The following is a 15,756-nucleotide window of genomic DNA, read 5'->3' as shown; positions in this document are numbered from 1 at the left end:
AGATATAAAAGGAGTTATTTAATCCATTGTTTTTCTCTGTTTTGTGCCGTATTTTGTGGTTTACACCTTTGTTTAATGCGTAAGCGAAGTGTCCGTGCTAGTTTGAAAAACGCAGCGATATGCTGCTGTTAGTAGTTAAAAGGATAAAAATAATGATTAATGAGATTGGTCCTGTTCATTCCCGTCGAGATGGCCGTGTTTTACACATTATATTGAGTCGTCCTGCCTTGAAAAATGCGATAAATGAAGAGATGGTGACCTCTTTATACCGCTGCCTTAGGGATGCCGCTCAGGATGATACTGTTGGTGCGGTGGTGCTTGAGGGTGCCGGTGACGCATTTTGTGCAGGCGCAGACATCAAAAATCTAGCCCTTGGTGTGGAGCATACCCGTAAGTATTCCACCGAAGTGTTGCTGAGAGTGGGTGCCGAAGCCGCCATGCTGTTGCATGAAATGCCCAAGCCCACCATCGCTAAGATTCGCGGCCCTGCCGTGGGCGGCGGTTTATCGCTGGCATTGGCCTGCGATTTTCGTTTAGCGGATGACACCGCAACCTTGGGATACGCCCACACAAAAATCGCATTGTCTGGCGACTTTGCCGCAGCCTATTTTTTAAGCAAATGGATGGGCGCCGGAAAAGCCCGAGAGTTTTGTTTGTTGTGCCCGACCTACAGCGCCGAAGAAGCCTATCGAAGTGGTTTGCTGAGCAAGGTTTGTAGTGCAGATTCGTTAACCGGTGAGGTCGAAAAACTAGCGACTCGCCTGGCTAATGGCCCTACAAATGCATTGGGTTGCATCAAAAACAATCTCAAAAATGCAGAAGAGATGAGCTGCGAGAGCTATATTGCAGAAGAGATCAAGAACTTCCAGCGCTGTCGCAATAGCGATGAACATCGAGAAGCACTTGCCGCGTTTATAGAAAAGCGTGATCCCGTGCTGCCCCGCACAAAAGCGGCGAGATAGTCCGCCGCTCTGTGTCATTTACGGGTGCCGATCTTAGGGGATTCCGAGGCACCCATAAAAATTCCCGTCTTTTCGTTTCTGCTTAATTAGCCCGCGCAATGTTCGCTGTGATTGTGCTACCTTTCCGGTTTTGATACTGAGAACCTAAATAGCCATGAGTGGTGCGGATCCCATCTATTTCCCCAATGTCGAATCGTCCGATTGGATGGCGATGTCCATGCCAGAAGGCGACAGTTTCGATGCTCGACTGGACCCCTATCAATTTCGTAAAGTTGCCGCCGGCAAGGCCGAAGCGCTTTTTGAAACGAACTCTGGCAGTCAAAATGGCCAGAACGGGCTTCATGGCGGATTTCTGGCGGCTCGCGCTGAACAAGTTTTATATTTGCCGCTGTATGTTAATCGGAGTGTGGCACTGGGGCGGGTTGTCATCATTGATATGAACTTGCAGTATGTTGCCGGTGGTACGGTCGGCGTACCCCTGCTGGCGGAAGTAGAGTTAATTCAGGAAACTGGTCGTATGGGATTTACGCGAGGGCTGCTAAAACAAGAGGGCCGTGTTTTAACTAGCTTTACCTCAACTATACGGAAATTACCTGAGGCCTAAAGCATACTTACCATCACTCTGTATCGGACACTCATTTGCGTACACGTTGGGATATATTCTGTCACGTTGTCGACAACTACGGAGACGTAGGTGTGTGTTGGCGGCTGGCCAAACTATTGGTGGCTGAATACGACTGTAATCTGCGTTTGTGGGTCGACGATCTCGACACCTTTAATCGACTCTGCGCCGCTGATGGCATAACGCTGTCTAATTCTACGCCAACATTAATTCAGGGGGTGTCTGTCAATTATTGGCCGTCAATATGGCCAGAAGTCGCCCCAGCTGATGTGGTGTTAGAGACCTTTGGTTGCCAGTTGCCGCCGGCTTACATCGCTGCAATGGCGGCGAGGGAAGTAAAATCCTGTTGGCTGAATTTAGAATACCTAAGCGCAGAAGACTGGGTAGGTGGGTGTAATGGCCTGCCTTCGCCACAGCCCAATGGGCTGCAAAAATACTTCTTTTTTCCAGGTTTTAGGCCGGATACGGGTGGTCTCCTTCGCGAGGCAGGTTTAATCGCCAGACGCCGTTCATTTCAACAGTGCGATTCATCTCGGCACCAGTTTCTAGAACGTATTGGCGTCAATCCCGACCCCAATGCCGCGCTTCTGTCGCTATTCTGTTATGAAAATTCCGCCCTCGCGCTATGGTTAAATACACTTAGCGAAGGTGAGACGTCGTATCACATAGTGGTGCCAGAGGGACGTATTGGCGCTAGTGTCTGTGCCTGGCTGGGACGAGATGACTATGTTCTTGGTGTGGTCTATCGGCGTGGTCAAGTCAGCATCCAATTCATTCCCTTCCTCAGTCAGAATGACTATGACTTGCTGCTGTGGAGCTGCGATTTTAACGTGGTCAGGGGCGAAGACTCCTTTGTTCGCGCTCAATGGGCTGGCCGACCCTTTCTCTGGCATATCTATCCTCAGCAGGATGCTGCGCATTTAGTAAAGTTAGACGCCTTTTTAGAGGTATATTCCGCTGGCTTGAGTGCTCAGTGCCGCTCCGCCTTAGTTTCCTGCTGGCATGCGTGGAATAATGGGGAGCCGCCGGTCGGCAATTCTACCCTATTAAGCGGAGAGCTAGATTTGACGGGCCATGCGGAGCAGTGGTGCCGTCATATAGAAGGACAAAATAATCTTGCAGAATCGCTAGTGCAGTTTTACCTAAATTCGGTATGATACGCAGCCAAAAAAAGTTGCTGGCTTAACTCAATCTCCTTTCGGAAAAACCTATGAAAACTGCACAAGAAATGAAGCCCAATAGTGTGATTTTGATCGATGGCCAGCCTTGGATGGTTCAGAAAGCAGAATTTACTAAATCTGGTCGTAACAGCGCCATTGTTAAAATGAAGCTAAAGAACCTGTTGAGCGGTTCAACGACAGAAACCGTATACAAGACAGACGACAAGGTCGAGCCGGTTATCCTCGAACGTATCGCGGTTACCTATTCCTATGTTGCCGATTCCGTCTATGTATTTATGGACGAAGACTACAACCAGTACGAACTAAACGAAGACGACATTGAAAGTGTATTGCCTTACATCGTTGATGGCATGACCGACATTTGCGAAGCGGTATTCTTTGAAGGCAAAGTGATTTCAGTTGATTTGCCAACCATGATCGTTCGTCAAATTACTTACACCGAAGGCTCTGCCCGTGGCGACACCTCTGGCAAGGTTATGAAGCCCGCCAAATTGAGCAACGGTACCGAAATTAAAGTAGCCGACTTCTGCGAGATCGACGATTGGATCGAAATCGACACCCGTACCGGCGAATATAAATCACGTGCAAAAGCACCTGTTTGATAACGTTCGTGGTAACAAAAAACCCGACCTCGCGTCGGGTTTTTTTATGGGAAAAATAAGGTAGCGGTACGTTTAGCTGCCTACCCAGCTACAAGCTAAAAAGGATCTGAACCTATTATGAGCTTTTACTATTACAGCGGCTCATTGCTTTAGCGCGTGCTTCATTAAAACCAGCCAAGGAAAAGCGATCAGCGGGTGATGTAAAGTGGCGTGATGCATCACTAGAGGCTGGTATCAATACATTCACCGTATCGGAATGCTGCATTAAATCTAATAACTCAGAATTCGCAAAGACATGCCCCATCACCACTTCGTGGGTATTGCCCGACATCGGCTTAATGGCTACAACCTCTAGCGGTAGTGAAATAGCGACACCGTTAAATTCTGCGTCCATCGTGATGGTCTGACCAGCCAGCGACCAAATTTCTGCGCTGTCACTCGACCAGCTGACCATGAGCTCATCGCTACCACAGGTGTTGCTGTGCTTAACCAATCCGAAGTGATGACTTTTCTGGCTTTCACCGCTAGTTGTGTAGCCCGTCGAACTAGACAGCTCGTCGATATGCCACGCAGGCGATACGTTCGCCAATACACCAAATGATAAAAATGCGGAACTTAGGAGTAGGGAAGACGTAAGTCGCTTATTCATAACGGGCCACCTGATAAAGACGCAATGAGTTTGAGTTCGAAATCATCATGGCGCCTAATTCAGGTCGTCAGTATACGTAGTATCCGCGAATGAGAACGCAGTCACACATCTAACGTGTGTGATAAGTGTTTCGGTTTGTGGCGTTAAAATGTAGTTTTGAATGCAGCTTACGCTTAACTATTTTATTGCTGGCATATTCGCGGCTAGGGATGCTCCGGGAATTTGGAAACGATAGCGGCGCTAATAACCACCTTGATACATTTAGTATCTAGGTATTGGCGATGCAAAGGGTTTCCTCGATGTGTATGTCGCTATTACCGTGATGTATTTAAGCTAAGACTCATAAGAAAGACCGATAATAATTTTCCTTAAACATGGTTGGGCTATAGCTTAATCTACGAGTTACCACCGTGTGCAAGACTTCATGCATATAAGCGCCTATAGTGGCCTGTGCGTGTCTTGGGCTGTTTTGGCTTTGGGCTTACGCCAATGCTCTTGGAGCACTGTGTGGAATCTGTTCGTTTTCGTTACCAAACCATCGATATTCAAGGTTTTGATATCCACGTTCGCAGTCTTCGCGATAAACAACAGTTTTCCGATAACTTGGGTGAGGCCGACGCGCTGGGTATTTCATCTGCACAGTGGCCCTTGTTTGGTGTGGTGTGGGATTCTGGCGCGGTACTGGCAAATGAGATGGCGACGTTTGCCTTTGCGGACAAGCGTATTCTAGAAGTGGGCTGTGGAATGGCCTTGTCGAGTTTAGTGCTCAATGCCCGCCATGCAGATATTACCGCAACGGATATTCATCCTGAAGCAGGTGGTTTTCTTATTGAAAATGTGCGCTTAAACAGTGGGGAGAAAATTCCCTTTCTGCGCACGGGTTGGGCTGATTTGAGCGACGGTCTGGGTGAGTTTGATGTGATCATTGGCGCTGATGTGCTGTATGAGCGGGAACACATTGCATTGCTGTCTGGTTTTATCGAACGCCATGCAAAGCCGATATGTGAAGTTATTTTGGTTGATCCTGCTAGATTTAATCATGCCGCTTTCAGTAAAAAAATGGTTACCTTGGGTTATTCACATACTCAGCACAAGCCAGATACCAGCAAGTTTTTAACATCGGCATTTAAGGGGCAGGTGCTGCGTTATTTGCGAGCGTAAGGGATTATATTCTGCTGTTTGTGTGATTTATGATGGCCGTCTCTAAGGTAGTGACGGCCAAATTGTTATCTTTTTAAATACACTGAGTTATAAATTAGCTAACTACAGCATCGAGCCAAATCGGTAGGTCACATCAATACCAAAAGTACGAGGCTCTCCCCACTGGTTAGTACCAACGCGTGCGCCACCCCCTGCATCTACTTCAAAACCGCCGATTTTATATTCCTCGTCGGTGATATTTTTCCCCCAAATTGACACCGCCAGTATGCCGTCGCCAAGGGCAACATCGTCAAAGGTGATGCGAGTGTTTAGCAAGTTGTAGCTGTCTTGGTTGATATCGTCATTGCCGCTGATTTTTGGCGTGACGTATATTTTGCTGGTGCCGGACCAGTCTAAACGCGCTCGCAGTGTGCCAGCACTGGTAAAGCTTGGTACCGTATAGTTGAGCGAGAGGTTGTAGCTGTTCTTGGGGCTAAACTCAAAAGCGCGATCATCGGCAATGTCGCTCACCGAACCGGTGTTGATGTCGAAGGAGTTGAATGTATCGTATTGGGCATCGATGTAGCCGTAGCCCGCACTGATATCTAGGCCGTCAACGACGCGCAGAATCAGCTCAGCTTCGGCACCGGCGATGGTTGCTTCAGCCGCATTTTGGATGACGATGGAAAATCCACCTTGGGTATTGCCTGGGTCTACTGCGTTAACCTGGGCCTGCATGTCGCTTAGATTTTGGTGGAAGGCGGTCATATTAAATTGGACCCGATTTTTCAACCAGTTGGATTTCACGCCCAGTTCATAGCTATCAACCTGCATATCATCGTAGGGGCCCCATTGCAGGGGCGTATTTGCGCGGGCGTTAAAGCCACCACTTTTGAACCCTCTGGCGTAGGTGGCAAAGGTCATTAGGTTGTCATTCCACTGATAATTCGCCGACAGGCGTGGCGACACATTACTCTCTGTAATAGTGGTGGGGATTTGTTCTGGTGCGCCTAAATAGGTTTGGTTATAGGTGTCCATAACGACAAAACCAGAATTAAGATCGATGAGTGTGTGATTTTGTTCGCGGTCTTCTTCGGTGTAGCGAATGCCAACGCTTAAATCTAGTTTGTCTGTTAGATGAGCGGTAATTTCGCTAAACACCGCTTTGCTGGTGTTATCGATCTCCGTGTTAAGCACGACGTGCGAAGCGAATGCATCAATTTCTTGTTCGTTGCTATAGTCACCTTGTTCGTTAAAGTAGAATACGCCGACGACAAAATCGAAAAGGCCAGTAAAAGCCGTACCGGTTAATTGAACCTCTTGGGTCAGGGCGTTGTAGTCGAATATATCGTTGTTATATATAAACGGGCTGCTTGCGCCGGTCGCATTGTTGAGCAAATCGTTTTCTACTTTACGATAGCCGGAGATCGATTTGACCGCGAGATCTTCAAACGTGCCGGTGTTGTTGAGTTCGTATTCTATGGTTAAACCGTGGGCGCTTAGGTCAACGTTACTGTGTGAAGCGCCAAAGGTGCTTACATTGTCTTCCCGATTGGGGCGAACATCTTGGCCATACATTGCCGCCAGCCAACCTGATGCGGATGTCAGTTGCGATGCCATTGGTTGCTCTTGTTTCTTCTGCCAGTCATAGGCGTAGTTAACGCTTAATTTCTCTGATGGTGTCCAGTACATTGCGCCATGAAGTGCCTGATTGTCTTCGTCCCAGCGATCATCGCTAAGGCTATTCCTTACGAAGGGGTCGCGGTTTTTAGTGAGAAAGGAGACGTTGGCGGCCAGTTGGTCGTTCGCGGGAAATTCAACATAACCCTTGGTATCAAGACGATTATAGTTGCCGACGGTCACGGTGGCTTTGCCGCCTAGCTCGCCTGAGGGTTTGCGGGTGTGCAGAATTACCGCGCCACCCAAGGTGTTTTTGCCGTACAGCGTTCCCTGGGGGCCACGGAGTACTTCTACGCGCTCAAGCTCGGCAACATCGAAGAGTGAGCCGATGGATTTGCCCACATAGATGCCGTCAACATATACACCGACCATCGGATCTTCGGTGATCGTAAAGTCGGTGCGGCACAGCCCGCGCATACAGATAAGCGCACCATCATTGCCGCCGGAGTTTGGCAGAATAAGTAGGTTAGGCGTTAACTCGCTAATGTGAGAGATGTCACTTATGCCAATTTCAGCAATATCTGAGGACGTAAACGCGGTAACGGACACCGGTATTTCCTGCATGTTTTCAGATCGTCGCCTCGCGGTCACCATCACCTCTTCAATGGCGGCGCTTATTTTACGGGTATTGTCTTGCTGTGCATAAACGTGACTACTAACTAAGCCGCTTAATATGGTAAGTGATATTGCGGCGCAAAGGGGTTTTAACAATATATGGTGTTTCATGGTGAGCGTCCTCTTATTATATGTGCAAAACCTAGATTGTTGGGGCGAGTTAAAAGAGCGACAGAGTTCTAACAATGTCGTTGATTGATAAGTTGGTATTTAAACGAGCCACATGTCAGTGGCTCTTATAGGCGTGTCTGAGAAGCTATTTAGGCAGTGGACTGCGCGTGATATTCCGCTGAGATCTCTTTCACTAATTTGCGAATTTGCTGCCGATCATAAGCAAGAAGTTTGGCATCTTCCGATTCGTAGTTTACGGTTGCGCCGGCGCCTGCAAACATAATGATATTGGGTAGCAATGGGTGATCTTTTTCAGATACCTCAAGGTTTTGCGGGTTGCCCGTGGCGTTAAACCACAATTCTAAATATTCCTTCCAACTGTAATTTTCATCCCCGAGAAGATAGGCCTTGCCGGATTGGCCCTTAGTCAGCGCCTCTAGCGTTGCCTGTGCAACTGAGCGAGAGCTGATGTGGTTGGTGCCGCCCTTAGGTGAAAATACAGGCAGATCCGGCAGCGCGCCGCTCGCATAGGCCACTAAAGCACCGATGTGAGGTATGTCTAAACCGGGAATATGACCTAACACAAAGGGTAGATCCAAACTGCACACACTAAAGTTCTCGGTGCTCAATGCGCGTACGGCCTTATCGGTGTTACTGCGTGACGTAACATAGGGGCACACGCCAATTTGTTGTGGCGCAACTTGCGGGTAAAACGTGCCGATGTACACCGCACGCTTTACACCGGCATCGCGGGCGGCGGCAAAAAAGCGTGGCACCGCTTGGTCATTCACTTTGCGGTAAAAGTTTTCGGGACTGATACTGCCATCAAAAGGAAGCTGACGAATGTCCGCAGCAGCGGCAAACACAAGCCAATCAAACCCTGCCAAGCGACCATCGCTAACATCATCATTAACGTAGTCGCAGGGTAAGAAGGGCATTGCCGCTAGAATCGGTGCTACAGGCTTTTTACGCGCCATAATCGTTACGTCATGACCTTGGTTTTTTAGATAGATGGCAGCGTCGCCGCCCACCAAGCCTGAGCCGCCAACAATAAGTACTTTCATGTTTTTATCCTTGATTAATCTTTGTATGAGTTGCTGCGATCTAGTTATTCAAAGTCCGGTCACTGCTCCAAACAATGTTCACATCGCGACGGGTATAGCAGTAGCGGCCATCGATGTATTCCACGCGTTCTTGATAGCGAATCGCCATCTCTAGCTTTCGGCCCTGACCATCCTTTTCATATATATGGGACGCGATACTGTAGGTTTCGCCTTCGTAGTGGTCTTCATGCCACTGGCCCAGTTGATTGCCTACCATATGTAATGTGGCGCTGTAGGTCTGTTCTAAAAACTTAAGCATCTCGACAAATCCGCTGGCGTTCTCGCATTGCCAGCTAGGTCCCTGCTGCTTGAAATCGTCGCTGATAATCCCGCGCATTTTTTCAAAATCCCGGTCATCGACAATCTGCGCATAGCGCAGCGCCAGATTCTGGGCGTCAGATATGCTGTGCATGGCGTTTTACCCTTATAAGTATTATTTGTCACAGTGTACAAAATTAGATCTGTTATAGTTAGTTCAATAAAAGCACACCAACTGTGAGGAAATGTACAGATGGATTGGGATGATATTCGTTATTTCTTAGCACTGGCGCGTACCGGATCGCTTAGTAGTGCCGCTAGAATGCTCGGTGTAACTCATGTCACCGTATCCCGGCGCATCACTCGGCTTGAAAACCAGCGCAAGGTGAAGCTATTTGATCGGCGACAGAAAGGCTATCGACTGAGTACCGCTGGTGAGCGTCTTTTGGCGGAGGGCGAGGCGGTGGAAAGTAGCTGCTTAGATTTTGAGCGCAAGATACGAGGTCAGTCCGATGTGTTGTCTGGGCCGCTGACAGTGTCCATTCCCGAAACTACCTTGTTGGATCTCTCTGCTCCGATTGCGGCGTTTATGCGCGCATATCCCGATATCGAACTCACGGTGTTGGCGACATCGGAACAACTTAATTTAAATCAGCTGCAGGCGGATGTGTTGATTCGTATGACGGATCATCCTCCAGAGCTGTTGGTAGGGCGTTGTCTGGGTCAAATTCCGCTCTACGTCTACGGCACAAAGGATTACGTGGCAAAGATTAACGGCGATATTGATCATGCAAACTGGGTGGTTTGGCAGGCGGTGTTTGGGAAACGTGATGGGGATAAATATTTTCGTAGCCTTGTCCCGAATCCTCGCATCACCCTGCGAACAAACTGCAATAGCCAATTATTGTCGGTGGTGCGTAAAGGGGGCTTGCTTGGGCTAATGACAGAAGCAACCGCCAGTGAATACCCGGAGCTGGCGGCTGTTTCAAAAACACCCATAGTGTCTACAGGCTTGTGGTTGCTAACCCACGGTGATTTGCGTGACTCAGCGCGTGTGCGATGTTTTATGCAGTTTATTGTTGAGCAGAAAATCGTTAGCTGAGCAGTTGGCCTATCAGATTAACAGTGCAATAAAGACGGATGCCAGAAAGCTAGCGTGTCTGCCCTCAGTTACCTATTTTTGCAACCTCTTCTTCTAAACGTCTGAACATAAAGATTGTCATTTTACTTTCTTCAGTCGAAAGATTGCCGACGACATCTTTGATGACTTTACGGCCAGTTACCATCATTTCCACACAATGTTGTTGGCCTTTAGGGGTGAGTGTAATCATTTTTTCACGGCCAGAATTTGGTGATTCTTCTATGCTGATGTAATTCAGTGGGTCCTTAGATAATGCTCTAAGTGCCCGTGATACACCGCTATTGGTAATGTCATACCAAACAGTCATTAGCCTAACAACATCCTTACGACTGACTGACAACTCACCACTACGTAAGGTTTCTGAACGCAAAATCCACATGATGACGGTTTGATGCCGGTCCAAGTTGCCGGGTTCCATCAACCCAGACGCAATTCTCATCCCGATAGAAAAGTAGATGGGATAGAAATAATCCAAAAAATAATCTGGTGCGGTCTCTTGTGTAAGAGGCACGTCGTCAAATGTTTCCCAATTATCGCTCAAGATTGCTCCTAATTTTTTGATCTATAAGTAAATTTAGTTCTTTTTTGGTCGCTGCCAACATCATATGAAAATGGGAATGTTCCAAAGTAAGACACTTGCAAAATAAGAGTGTTGTATTTAACAATTGTTCTATAGTGTTATATTTTAAAATGGTTACATACTGATAGTGTTTTTGCGAGGAAATAATCTCGCCGAAACAAAAATGAGAAGGAAGATGGGAGTACAGGTGAAAAACCTTCACTTGTAGTCGCAGTTCAATGCCCTGCGTAATACACATAAGGCAGAGCCTTTTCCGACATTAGCCATTCGACTTGATCGCCTACGTCGGATTGAAGTTCTGTTGCTTGAAAATGAGACGCCCCCTGTAAAGCGCTCTCGTTTGATTACCAACGCCCACGGTGTCGAGGCGAGTTTGCGGTATACGGCGGCGTGGCAGTCCGGCGCATTTCCCGGCGACGACATAGATCTGTGCTTCGACGCGAAACGCCAAAAGATCTCGCCGTCACATCAGCCGATGGTCGATGATCGGAATCTATATGGTATTGATGATGACGGGCGCCGGGAGATATTTTAATCAACGCCCTTCATACCATTAGTCTCTTATATTTTTAGTTTACACACCATTTGGCCGGGATCTTCCCGGTCTTTTTTTGCATTCATTTTAGTGGTGATGCTCGCCGCCGATGTCATTGCCTTGGGCGTCGTACATGCCGGAACTGCCGTGCTCGATAAAGCCTATATTAATCATTTTCCGAATAAACGGATCAGATTCACTGTCGCCAATATCGGCGTAGTCTGTTGTTGGATAGTTCAGGTGCTTGTCAAAAAACGCGTTTACCATTTTGCTGTCAGTGCTTTTTTCGGTAAGCGACCAAATTGATGTGTGACCGTTCGCTTCCCTTTGATATTCCTTCACTAGCTTGTAGGCGGGCAGCCAGGTGACGGTAACGGTTTGGCTCTTATCTTTTAATGTGTAGGTTTCTTCGCGCTCGCAGGCTTTGCCGGTTTTCTTGTTGAGTGTCATTTTAGCGAGCAGTGAATCGGCGATAAGCTGGGTCTTCATACTCCAGTCGTCGTCGCTTTTTACGCCTTTGATGTCGCTTGGTGCGTATTCGATGCCACGCTCATAGGCGTCGAAATAGCGGTTTAATTTAATAGCCGAGGCATGGTTACGTTCCCACAACTCGGTGATGCCCTTTTCAGGATACTGTTCAGCGACACTATTCGCACGACGCCATAGCACCATATTAGCTAGTGTTTTTGGTTTAGCATTTTCAGCGCGCTCGCTGACTTGGTAGTGCGCGTTAATTGCCTCGCCTGCCTCACAATTCATGGCGTAAGCCGCGGTGCTAGAAAAGATACATGCAGCGGCGATGACGGCGATGCGGCAGATGGCACTGCCTAGCGTGTTCCTAATGGATTTGCTCGTGTTCAATTTTTAATCTCCAAACCTTGCTAAACATAGATCGGAATGATCGTATTCTATTCAATAATAATGGCGCCGCCCGCAAGCGACGCCACAAGCTAGATCTAGTTATTATTGATTTTTATGGCGCGACTTGATTGCTATTAGCTTTATTAACAAGGTCTGCCGCGTAGTCCATTACATGAAAAATCACGTTTTGCTCATTGGTGCCGCTCACTAACGCTGCACCTGGGCCCTTCGCATAAATACCAACGTCTTCACCCGCGTGGGTTTCTGAACCAAGTGGTATCAATGTTTCTTGGTGGAAGCCCGGTGATTGCGTATCGACTAGCAAAAGGTCTTGGCGACCAGCATCGATAGGGGAGTTGTAACCCTCGTCGGCGTCGGTCTCGTCACCAAGGTCGCGGAAGCCCAGACCATTGGTATAACCCAGTGTGGTGTAGGGCATGCCATCGGCAGCTAGAGCCGGAGAGTTAGACCCAATACCCACGACTTTACCCAAAATTGGGTTGCCGCGTTTTGGGTAACCCGCAATGGTAAACACGTGACTGTGGTCAGCGGTGACGATGATGAGCGTGTCGTCGCTATTGGTTAACTCAACCGCTTTGGCAACGGCCTCAGATAGCTCCACGGTGTCGGTAAGAGCGTTGTAGGCATTACCCGCATGGTGAGCATGGTCAATACGACCAGATTCAACCATTAAGAAAAAGCCCTTGTCGTTATTATCCAAGACCTTGATGGCTTTCTCTGTCATATCGCGTAGCGACGGTTCACCCGCAACGTCGTTTTTGCGATCTGCTTCGTACTGCATATGCGATTCATTAAATAAGCCCAGCACTTTTGTGGTGGTTTCAGTGTTAATCGCGTTGAAGCCAGTTTTATCAAAAATGTAGTTGCCGGCGGGGTAGCGGGTTTTCCATTCTGCGGTGAGGTCGCGACCATCGGTACGATCACCTTCAACACTACTCACTGCATCTGGGCTATTGAATGCGGCGTCTTTTGGTAAAAAGCTGCGACGACCGCCACCCATAACCACGTCGATACCATCAACATTGATGCCGCCAATACGGGCTTCAAGATTGGGCTCAAAGTTAATCAACTGAGAGGCAATATCTTCGCAACCAGCGGTTTTAGCGGCGGCGGGCATATCGCCGTCGTCTTCCCAATTACGGTCAGCAGATTTAGCATAGGTCGCCGCTGGCGTTGCGTGGGTGATACGTGCGGTAGAAAGTACGCCGGTAGATTTACCTGCAATTTCTGCCAGTTCAAGTGCGGTCACTAATTCATTGCCAGCAACGGTGGTGCAATCGCCGCGTACAATGTTTTCGTTTACGCCAATAACACCGACGTCGGTTTTAACACCGCTCATGATCGCGCTCATGGTGCCAGCAGAGTCTGGTGTTTGCGCATCTACGTTATAGGTTTTTGCCAAGCCGCTGTAGGGGAATAGATCGAAGCTCAGGTTATGCTCTTCACCGAGTTCGCCGTTGAGCTGGCCTTCTAATATACGTGCTGCGGTCACGGTGGAAATACCCATGCCGTCGCCAACAAACAAGATAACGTTCTTGGCTGCGCCGCGAGTCAAGTTAGGTTGCGTTGCTGTCGCGACCTTGGCTTGTGCATCGGCGAACCAGGTATTGTTCTTGGTTTGGCCTATCAGGTCTGTCTGCGCTGGTGCAGTATAGGGTTCACAAACAAATTTGGTGTCGGTGATTTCACTGCTTTCTAAGTTGCCATTGCTGTTGGTGTCCGCGCCGCTATCGAACTGAATGCCGCCGCCGGGGCAATTGCTATCACCAGCCGCAAGTTGGGTTTGGTTGATCAGGCTATTTACACCGTTATTGCCGTTTGCACCATCAGTACCGTTTACGCCATTGCGGCCATCGTCGCCACCACAGGCTGTTAGGCCAGCTATCGCGGCGCTTAGTAATGCTATTTTAAATTGCTTCATTGTCGTTCTCCTTATTCGCTGGCCAACAGATCGAGGGCTTGATTGATCAGATGGAATACCACGTTCTGCTCGACAACGCCGTGAACAAATTGTGAGCCGGGGCCGCGTGCGTGAAGGCTGATATCTTCACCGGCATGGGTTTCAGATTCCAGTGGAATCAGCGCTTCTTGATGAAAACCGGATGATTCAGTGTCTACGCTGCTTAAATCTGCACGACCTGCTTGAATACCTGCAGAGTAAACCGCGTCAGCATCGGTTTCAGAGCCTAGGTCATGAAAGCCAAGACCATTTGCATAGCCAACGGTGGTGTAGGGCATGCCGTCTGCTGCGGTTGTGGGTGTATCTTCACCAACGTTAACCACTTTGCCTAGTATCGGGTTGCCGCGCTTAGGGTAGCCCGCAATGGTAAATACGTGGCTGTGATCGGCGGTGACCAGAATCAATGTTTCATCTGGGTTGGTTGCGTCAACGGCTGCTTTAACGGCGTTCGACAATTCAATGGTATCAGTAAGCGCGCTATACGCACTGCCAGCGTGATGGCCGTGATCAATGCGGCCTGACTCCACCACTAGTAAATAGCCGTTGCTATTGTTATCGAGGATGTCGATAGCTTTACTTGTCATCTCAGTCAGCGAAGGTTCGCCGGCAACGTCATTGCCACGATCTTTTTCGTACTGCATATGCGACTCATTGAACAGGCCAAACAGCTTACTTGTTGTGCTCGCGTTTACCGCATCGAAACTGCTTTGATCAAACACATAGCTGCCATTTGGGTAGCGCGTTTTCCATTCGGCGGTTAGATCGCGACCATCGGTGCGATCACCTTCTACCGAGCTAACCGCATCGTTGCTGTTAAACGCGGCATCTTTTGGCAAGAAGCTGCGACGACCGCCGCCCATCACCACGTCTAAACCGTCGACGTCTTTGCCTTCCATGCGCGCTTCTAGATTGGGTTCAAAATTAACGAGTTGAGACGCGATGTCTTCACAGCCAGCCGCTTTGGCAGCAGCAGGCATGTCGCCATCATCTTCCCAGTTGCGATCCGCTGATTTCGCATAAGCCGCAGCGGGTGTCGCGTGGGTAATCCTCGCGGTAGAGATAATGCCGGTAGACATACCCTTGATTTCGGCAAGCTCAATGGCGGTGATCAATTCGTTGCCGCTAACGGTGCTGCAGTCGCCGCGCTCAATATCCTCGGATACGCCAAGCACACCGGCGTCGCTTTTTACGCCAGACATCATTGCCGTCATGGTGCCGGCAGAATCTGGTGTTTGTGCGTCTACGTTATAAGTTTTAACTAAGGCTGTATGGGGAAAGGTTTCAAAGCTTAAATAGCCTTCTTCTCCGGGTTGGCCGTTTTGTTGGCCCTGTAAAATTCGCGCGGCGGTAAGGGTAGAAACCCCCATGCCATCACCCACAAACAAGATGACATTTTTTGCCTTAGTGGGTGTTGTAGCCGTGGCTTTGGAGTTGGTGCTTGTCGCCGCATCGGTATACCACGGACTGGTAGATTGATTAGCGGGTAGTACTGCAGCAACAGCGTGTGACGCTAGTGCGATTGGCAGTACTCCTGACAATATGGCGGTCTTTATACGCATTTGAAGGCTCCTGGTCTGGAAAATGAATTTTCCTATATAGGTATGTTGTGCTTGGGTGAGATCCCGGAAACAAAAGAGCAGTGGCACATAGATCCACTTACCGGCACAAAGACTAGAGCCTTAGCCTTACAGTTTGATTGCGCTTATATTGAAGTTTTAAGACGATAATGTGACAG

General features: G+C 48.6%; 15 protein-coding genes. 7 read left to right on the top strand and 8 right to left on the bottom strand.

Features of this window, described 5'->3' with window-relative positions; all coding sequences use genetic code 11:
* Positions 1-152: 152 nt before the first annotated feature.
* The 4 genes from O9X78_RS13875 to efp all read left to right on the top strand — a co-directional run bounded on the left by O9X78_RS13875 (position 153) and on the right by efp (position 3,367).
* On the top strand, positions 153-962 hold the full coding sequence (locus O9X78_RS13875) for an enoyl-CoA hydratase-related protein (protein ID WP_269620307.1): 810 nt from the start codon (positions 153-155) through the stop codon (positions 960-962).
* A 154-nt stretch (positions 963-1,116) separates the two neighbouring features.
* Positions 1,117-1,566, top strand: coding sequence for a PaaI family thioesterase (locus O9X78_RS13870; RefSeq protein WP_269620306.1), 450 nt, complete (start codon positions 1,117-1,119; stop codon positions 1,564-1,566).
* A 35-nt stretch (positions 1,567-1,601) separates the two neighbouring features.
* Positions 1,602-2,741: an elongation factor P maturation arginine rhamnosyltransferase EarP gene (earP, locus tag O9X78_RS13865; protein ID WP_269620305.1), complete on the top strand. Its 1,140-nt coding sequence runs from the start codon at positions 1,602-1,604 to the stop codon at positions 2,739-2,741.
* 53 nt (positions 2,742-2,794) lie between these two features.
* Positions 2,795-3,367 (top strand): elongation factor P, encoded by a 573-nt coding sequence (gene efp / locus O9X78_RS13860; RefSeq protein ID WP_269620304.1) that lies wholly within the window; start codon positions 2,795-2,797, stop codon positions 3,365-3,367.
* A 115-nt stretch (positions 3,368-3,482) separates the two neighbouring features.
* On the opposite strand, the gene O9X78_RS13855 is transcribed toward efp, so the two are convergent.
* Entirely contained in the window at positions 3,483-4,016 is a 534-nt protein-coding gene (locus O9X78_RS13855; RefSeq protein ID WP_269620303.1) for a hypothetical protein, read from the bottom strand.
* Between the two features lie 507 nt (positions 4,017-4,523).
* Between O9X78_RS13855 and O9X78_RS13850 the strand changes: the two genes are divergently transcribed.
* The gene (locus O9X78_RS13850; RefSeq protein ID WP_269620302.1) at positions 4,524-5,177 is read left to right on the top strand and encodes a class I SAM-dependent methyltransferase; all 654 of its coding nucleotides are present in this window, start codon (positions 4,524-4,526) and stop codon (positions 5,175-5,177) included.
* Positions 5,178-5,279: 102 nt separating this feature from the next.
* Here O9X78_RS13850 and O9X78_RS13845 read toward each other — a convergent pair whose 3' ends face one another.
* The 3 genes from O9X78_RS13845 to O9X78_RS13835 all read right to left on the bottom strand — a co-directional run bounded on the left by O9X78_RS13845 (position 5,280) and on the right by O9X78_RS13835 (position 9,077).
* Positions 5,280-7,562 carry a TonB-dependent receptor gene (locus tag O9X78_RS13845; RefSeq protein ID WP_269620301.1) on the bottom strand — a complete coding sequence of 761 codons (2,283 nt, stop codon included), beginning with the start codon at positions 7,560-7,562 and terminating at the stop codon, positions 5,280-5,282.
* A 149-nt stretch (positions 7,563-7,711) separates the two neighbouring features.
* On the bottom strand, positions 7,712-8,626 hold the full coding sequence (locus O9X78_RS13840) for an NAD-dependent epimerase/dehydratase family protein (RefSeq protein WP_269620300.1): 915 nt from the start codon (positions 8,624-8,626) through the stop codon (positions 7,712-7,714).
* 40 nt (positions 8,627-8,666) lie between these two features.
* Entirely contained in the window at positions 8,667-9,077 is a 411-nt protein-coding gene (locus O9X78_RS13835; protein ID WP_269620299.1) for a nuclear transport factor 2 family protein, read from the bottom strand.
* A 99-nt stretch (positions 9,078-9,176) separates the two neighbouring features.
* Here O9X78_RS13835 and O9X78_RS13830 point away from each other — a divergent pair, with 99 nt between their 5' ends.
* Positions 9,177-10,025 (top strand): LysR family transcriptional regulator, encoded by an 849-nt coding sequence (locus O9X78_RS13830; RefSeq protein WP_269620298.1) that lies wholly within the window; start codon positions 9,177-9,179, stop codon positions 10,023-10,025.
* Positions 10,026-10,089: 64 nt separating this feature from the next.
* Here the strand turns inward: O9X78_RS13830 and O9X78_RS13825 are convergent, their stop codons facing one another.
* Positions 10,090-10,605, bottom strand: coding sequence for a MarR family winged helix-turn-helix transcriptional regulator (locus O9X78_RS13825; protein WP_269620297.1), 516 nt, complete (start codon positions 10,603-10,605; stop codon positions 10,090-10,092).
* 340 nt (positions 10,606-10,945) lie between these two features.
* Here O9X78_RS13825 and O9X78_RS13820 point away from each other — a divergent pair, with 340 nt between their 5' ends.
* Positions 10,946-11,179, top strand: a complete 234-nt coding sequence (locus O9X78_RS13820) for a hypothetical protein (RefSeq protein ID WP_269620296.1) — start codon at positions 10,946-10,948, stop codon at positions 11,177-11,179.
* Between the two features lie 87 nt (positions 11,180-11,266).
* Here O9X78_RS13820 and O9X78_RS13815 read toward each other — a convergent pair whose 3' ends face one another.
* The 3 genes from O9X78_RS13815 to O9X78_RS13805 all read right to left on the bottom strand — a co-directional run bounded on the left by O9X78_RS13815 (position 11,267) and on the right by O9X78_RS13805 (position 15,580).
* Entirely contained in the window at positions 11,267-12,040 is a 774-nt protein-coding gene (locus O9X78_RS13815) for a hypothetical protein (RefSeq protein ID WP_269620295.1), read from the bottom strand.
* A gap of 112 nt (positions 12,041-12,152) precedes the next feature.
* A complete protein-coding gene (locus O9X78_RS13810) occupies positions 12,153-13,982 on the bottom strand; it encodes an alkaline phosphatase family protein (RefSeq protein WP_269620294.1) in 1,830 nt (609 codons plus the stop codon).
* Between the two features lie 11 nt (positions 13,983-13,993).
* Positions 13,994-15,580 carry an alkaline phosphatase gene (locus O9X78_RS13805; RefSeq protein ID WP_269620293.1) on the bottom strand — a complete coding sequence of 529 codons (1,587 nt, stop codon included), beginning with the start codon at positions 15,578-15,580 and terminating at the stop codon, positions 13,994-13,996.
* Between the last annotated feature and the right edge of the window lie 176 nt (positions 15,581-15,756).

Origin of the sequence: Zhongshania aquatica (genome assembly GCF_027257955.1) — a bacterium.
GTDB lineage: Bacteria > Pseudomonadota > Gammaproteobacteria > Pseudomonadales > Spongiibacteraceae > Spongiibacter > Spongiibacter aquatica.
This window is presented reverse-complemented; position numbering and strand designations above follow the sequence as displayed.

What these genes read in the sequence shown, in the direction of transcription:
- O9X78_RS13875 (WP_269620307.1), top strand. Translation starts at nt 153, where the DNA reads ATGATTAATGAGATTGGTCCTGTTCATTCCCGTCGAGATGGCCGTGTT.
- O9X78_RS13870 (WP_269620306.1), top strand. Translation starts at nt 1,117, where the DNA reads ATGAGTGGTGCGGATCCCATCTATTTCCCCAATGTCGAATCGTCCGAT.
- efp (WP_269620304.1), top strand. Translation starts at nt 2,795, where the DNA reads ATGAAAACTGCACAAGAAATGAAGCCCAATAGTGTGATTTTGATCGAT.
- O9X78_RS13855 (WP_269620303.1), bottom strand. Translation starts at nt 4,016, where the DNA reads ATGAATAAGCGACTTACGTCTTCCCTACTCCTAAGTTCCGCATTTTTA.
- O9X78_RS13845 (WP_269620301.1), bottom strand. Translation starts at nt 7,562, where the DNA reads ATGAAACACCATATATTGTTAAAACCCCTTTGCGCCGCAATATCACTT.
- O9X78_RS13840 (WP_269620300.1), bottom strand. Translation starts at nt 8,626, where the DNA reads ATGAAAGTACTTATTGTTGGCGGCTCAGGCTTGGTGGGCGGCGACGCT.
- O9X78_RS13835 (WP_269620299.1), bottom strand. Translation starts at nt 9,077, where the DNA reads ATGCACAGCATATCTGACGCCCAGAATCTGGCGCTGCGCTATGCGCAG.
- O9X78_RS13830 (WP_269620298.1), top strand. Translation starts at nt 9,177, where the DNA reads ATGGATTGGGATGATATTCGTTATTTCTTAGCACTGGCGCGTACCGGA.
- O9X78_RS13810 (WP_269620294.1), bottom strand. Translation starts at nt 13,982, where the DNA reads ATGAAGCAATTTAAAATAGCATTACTAAGCGCCGCGATAGCTGGCCTA.
- O9X78_RS13805 (WP_269620293.1), bottom strand. Translation starts at nt 15,580, where the DNA reads ATGCGTATAAAGACCGCCATATTGTCAGGAGTACTGCCAATCGCACTA.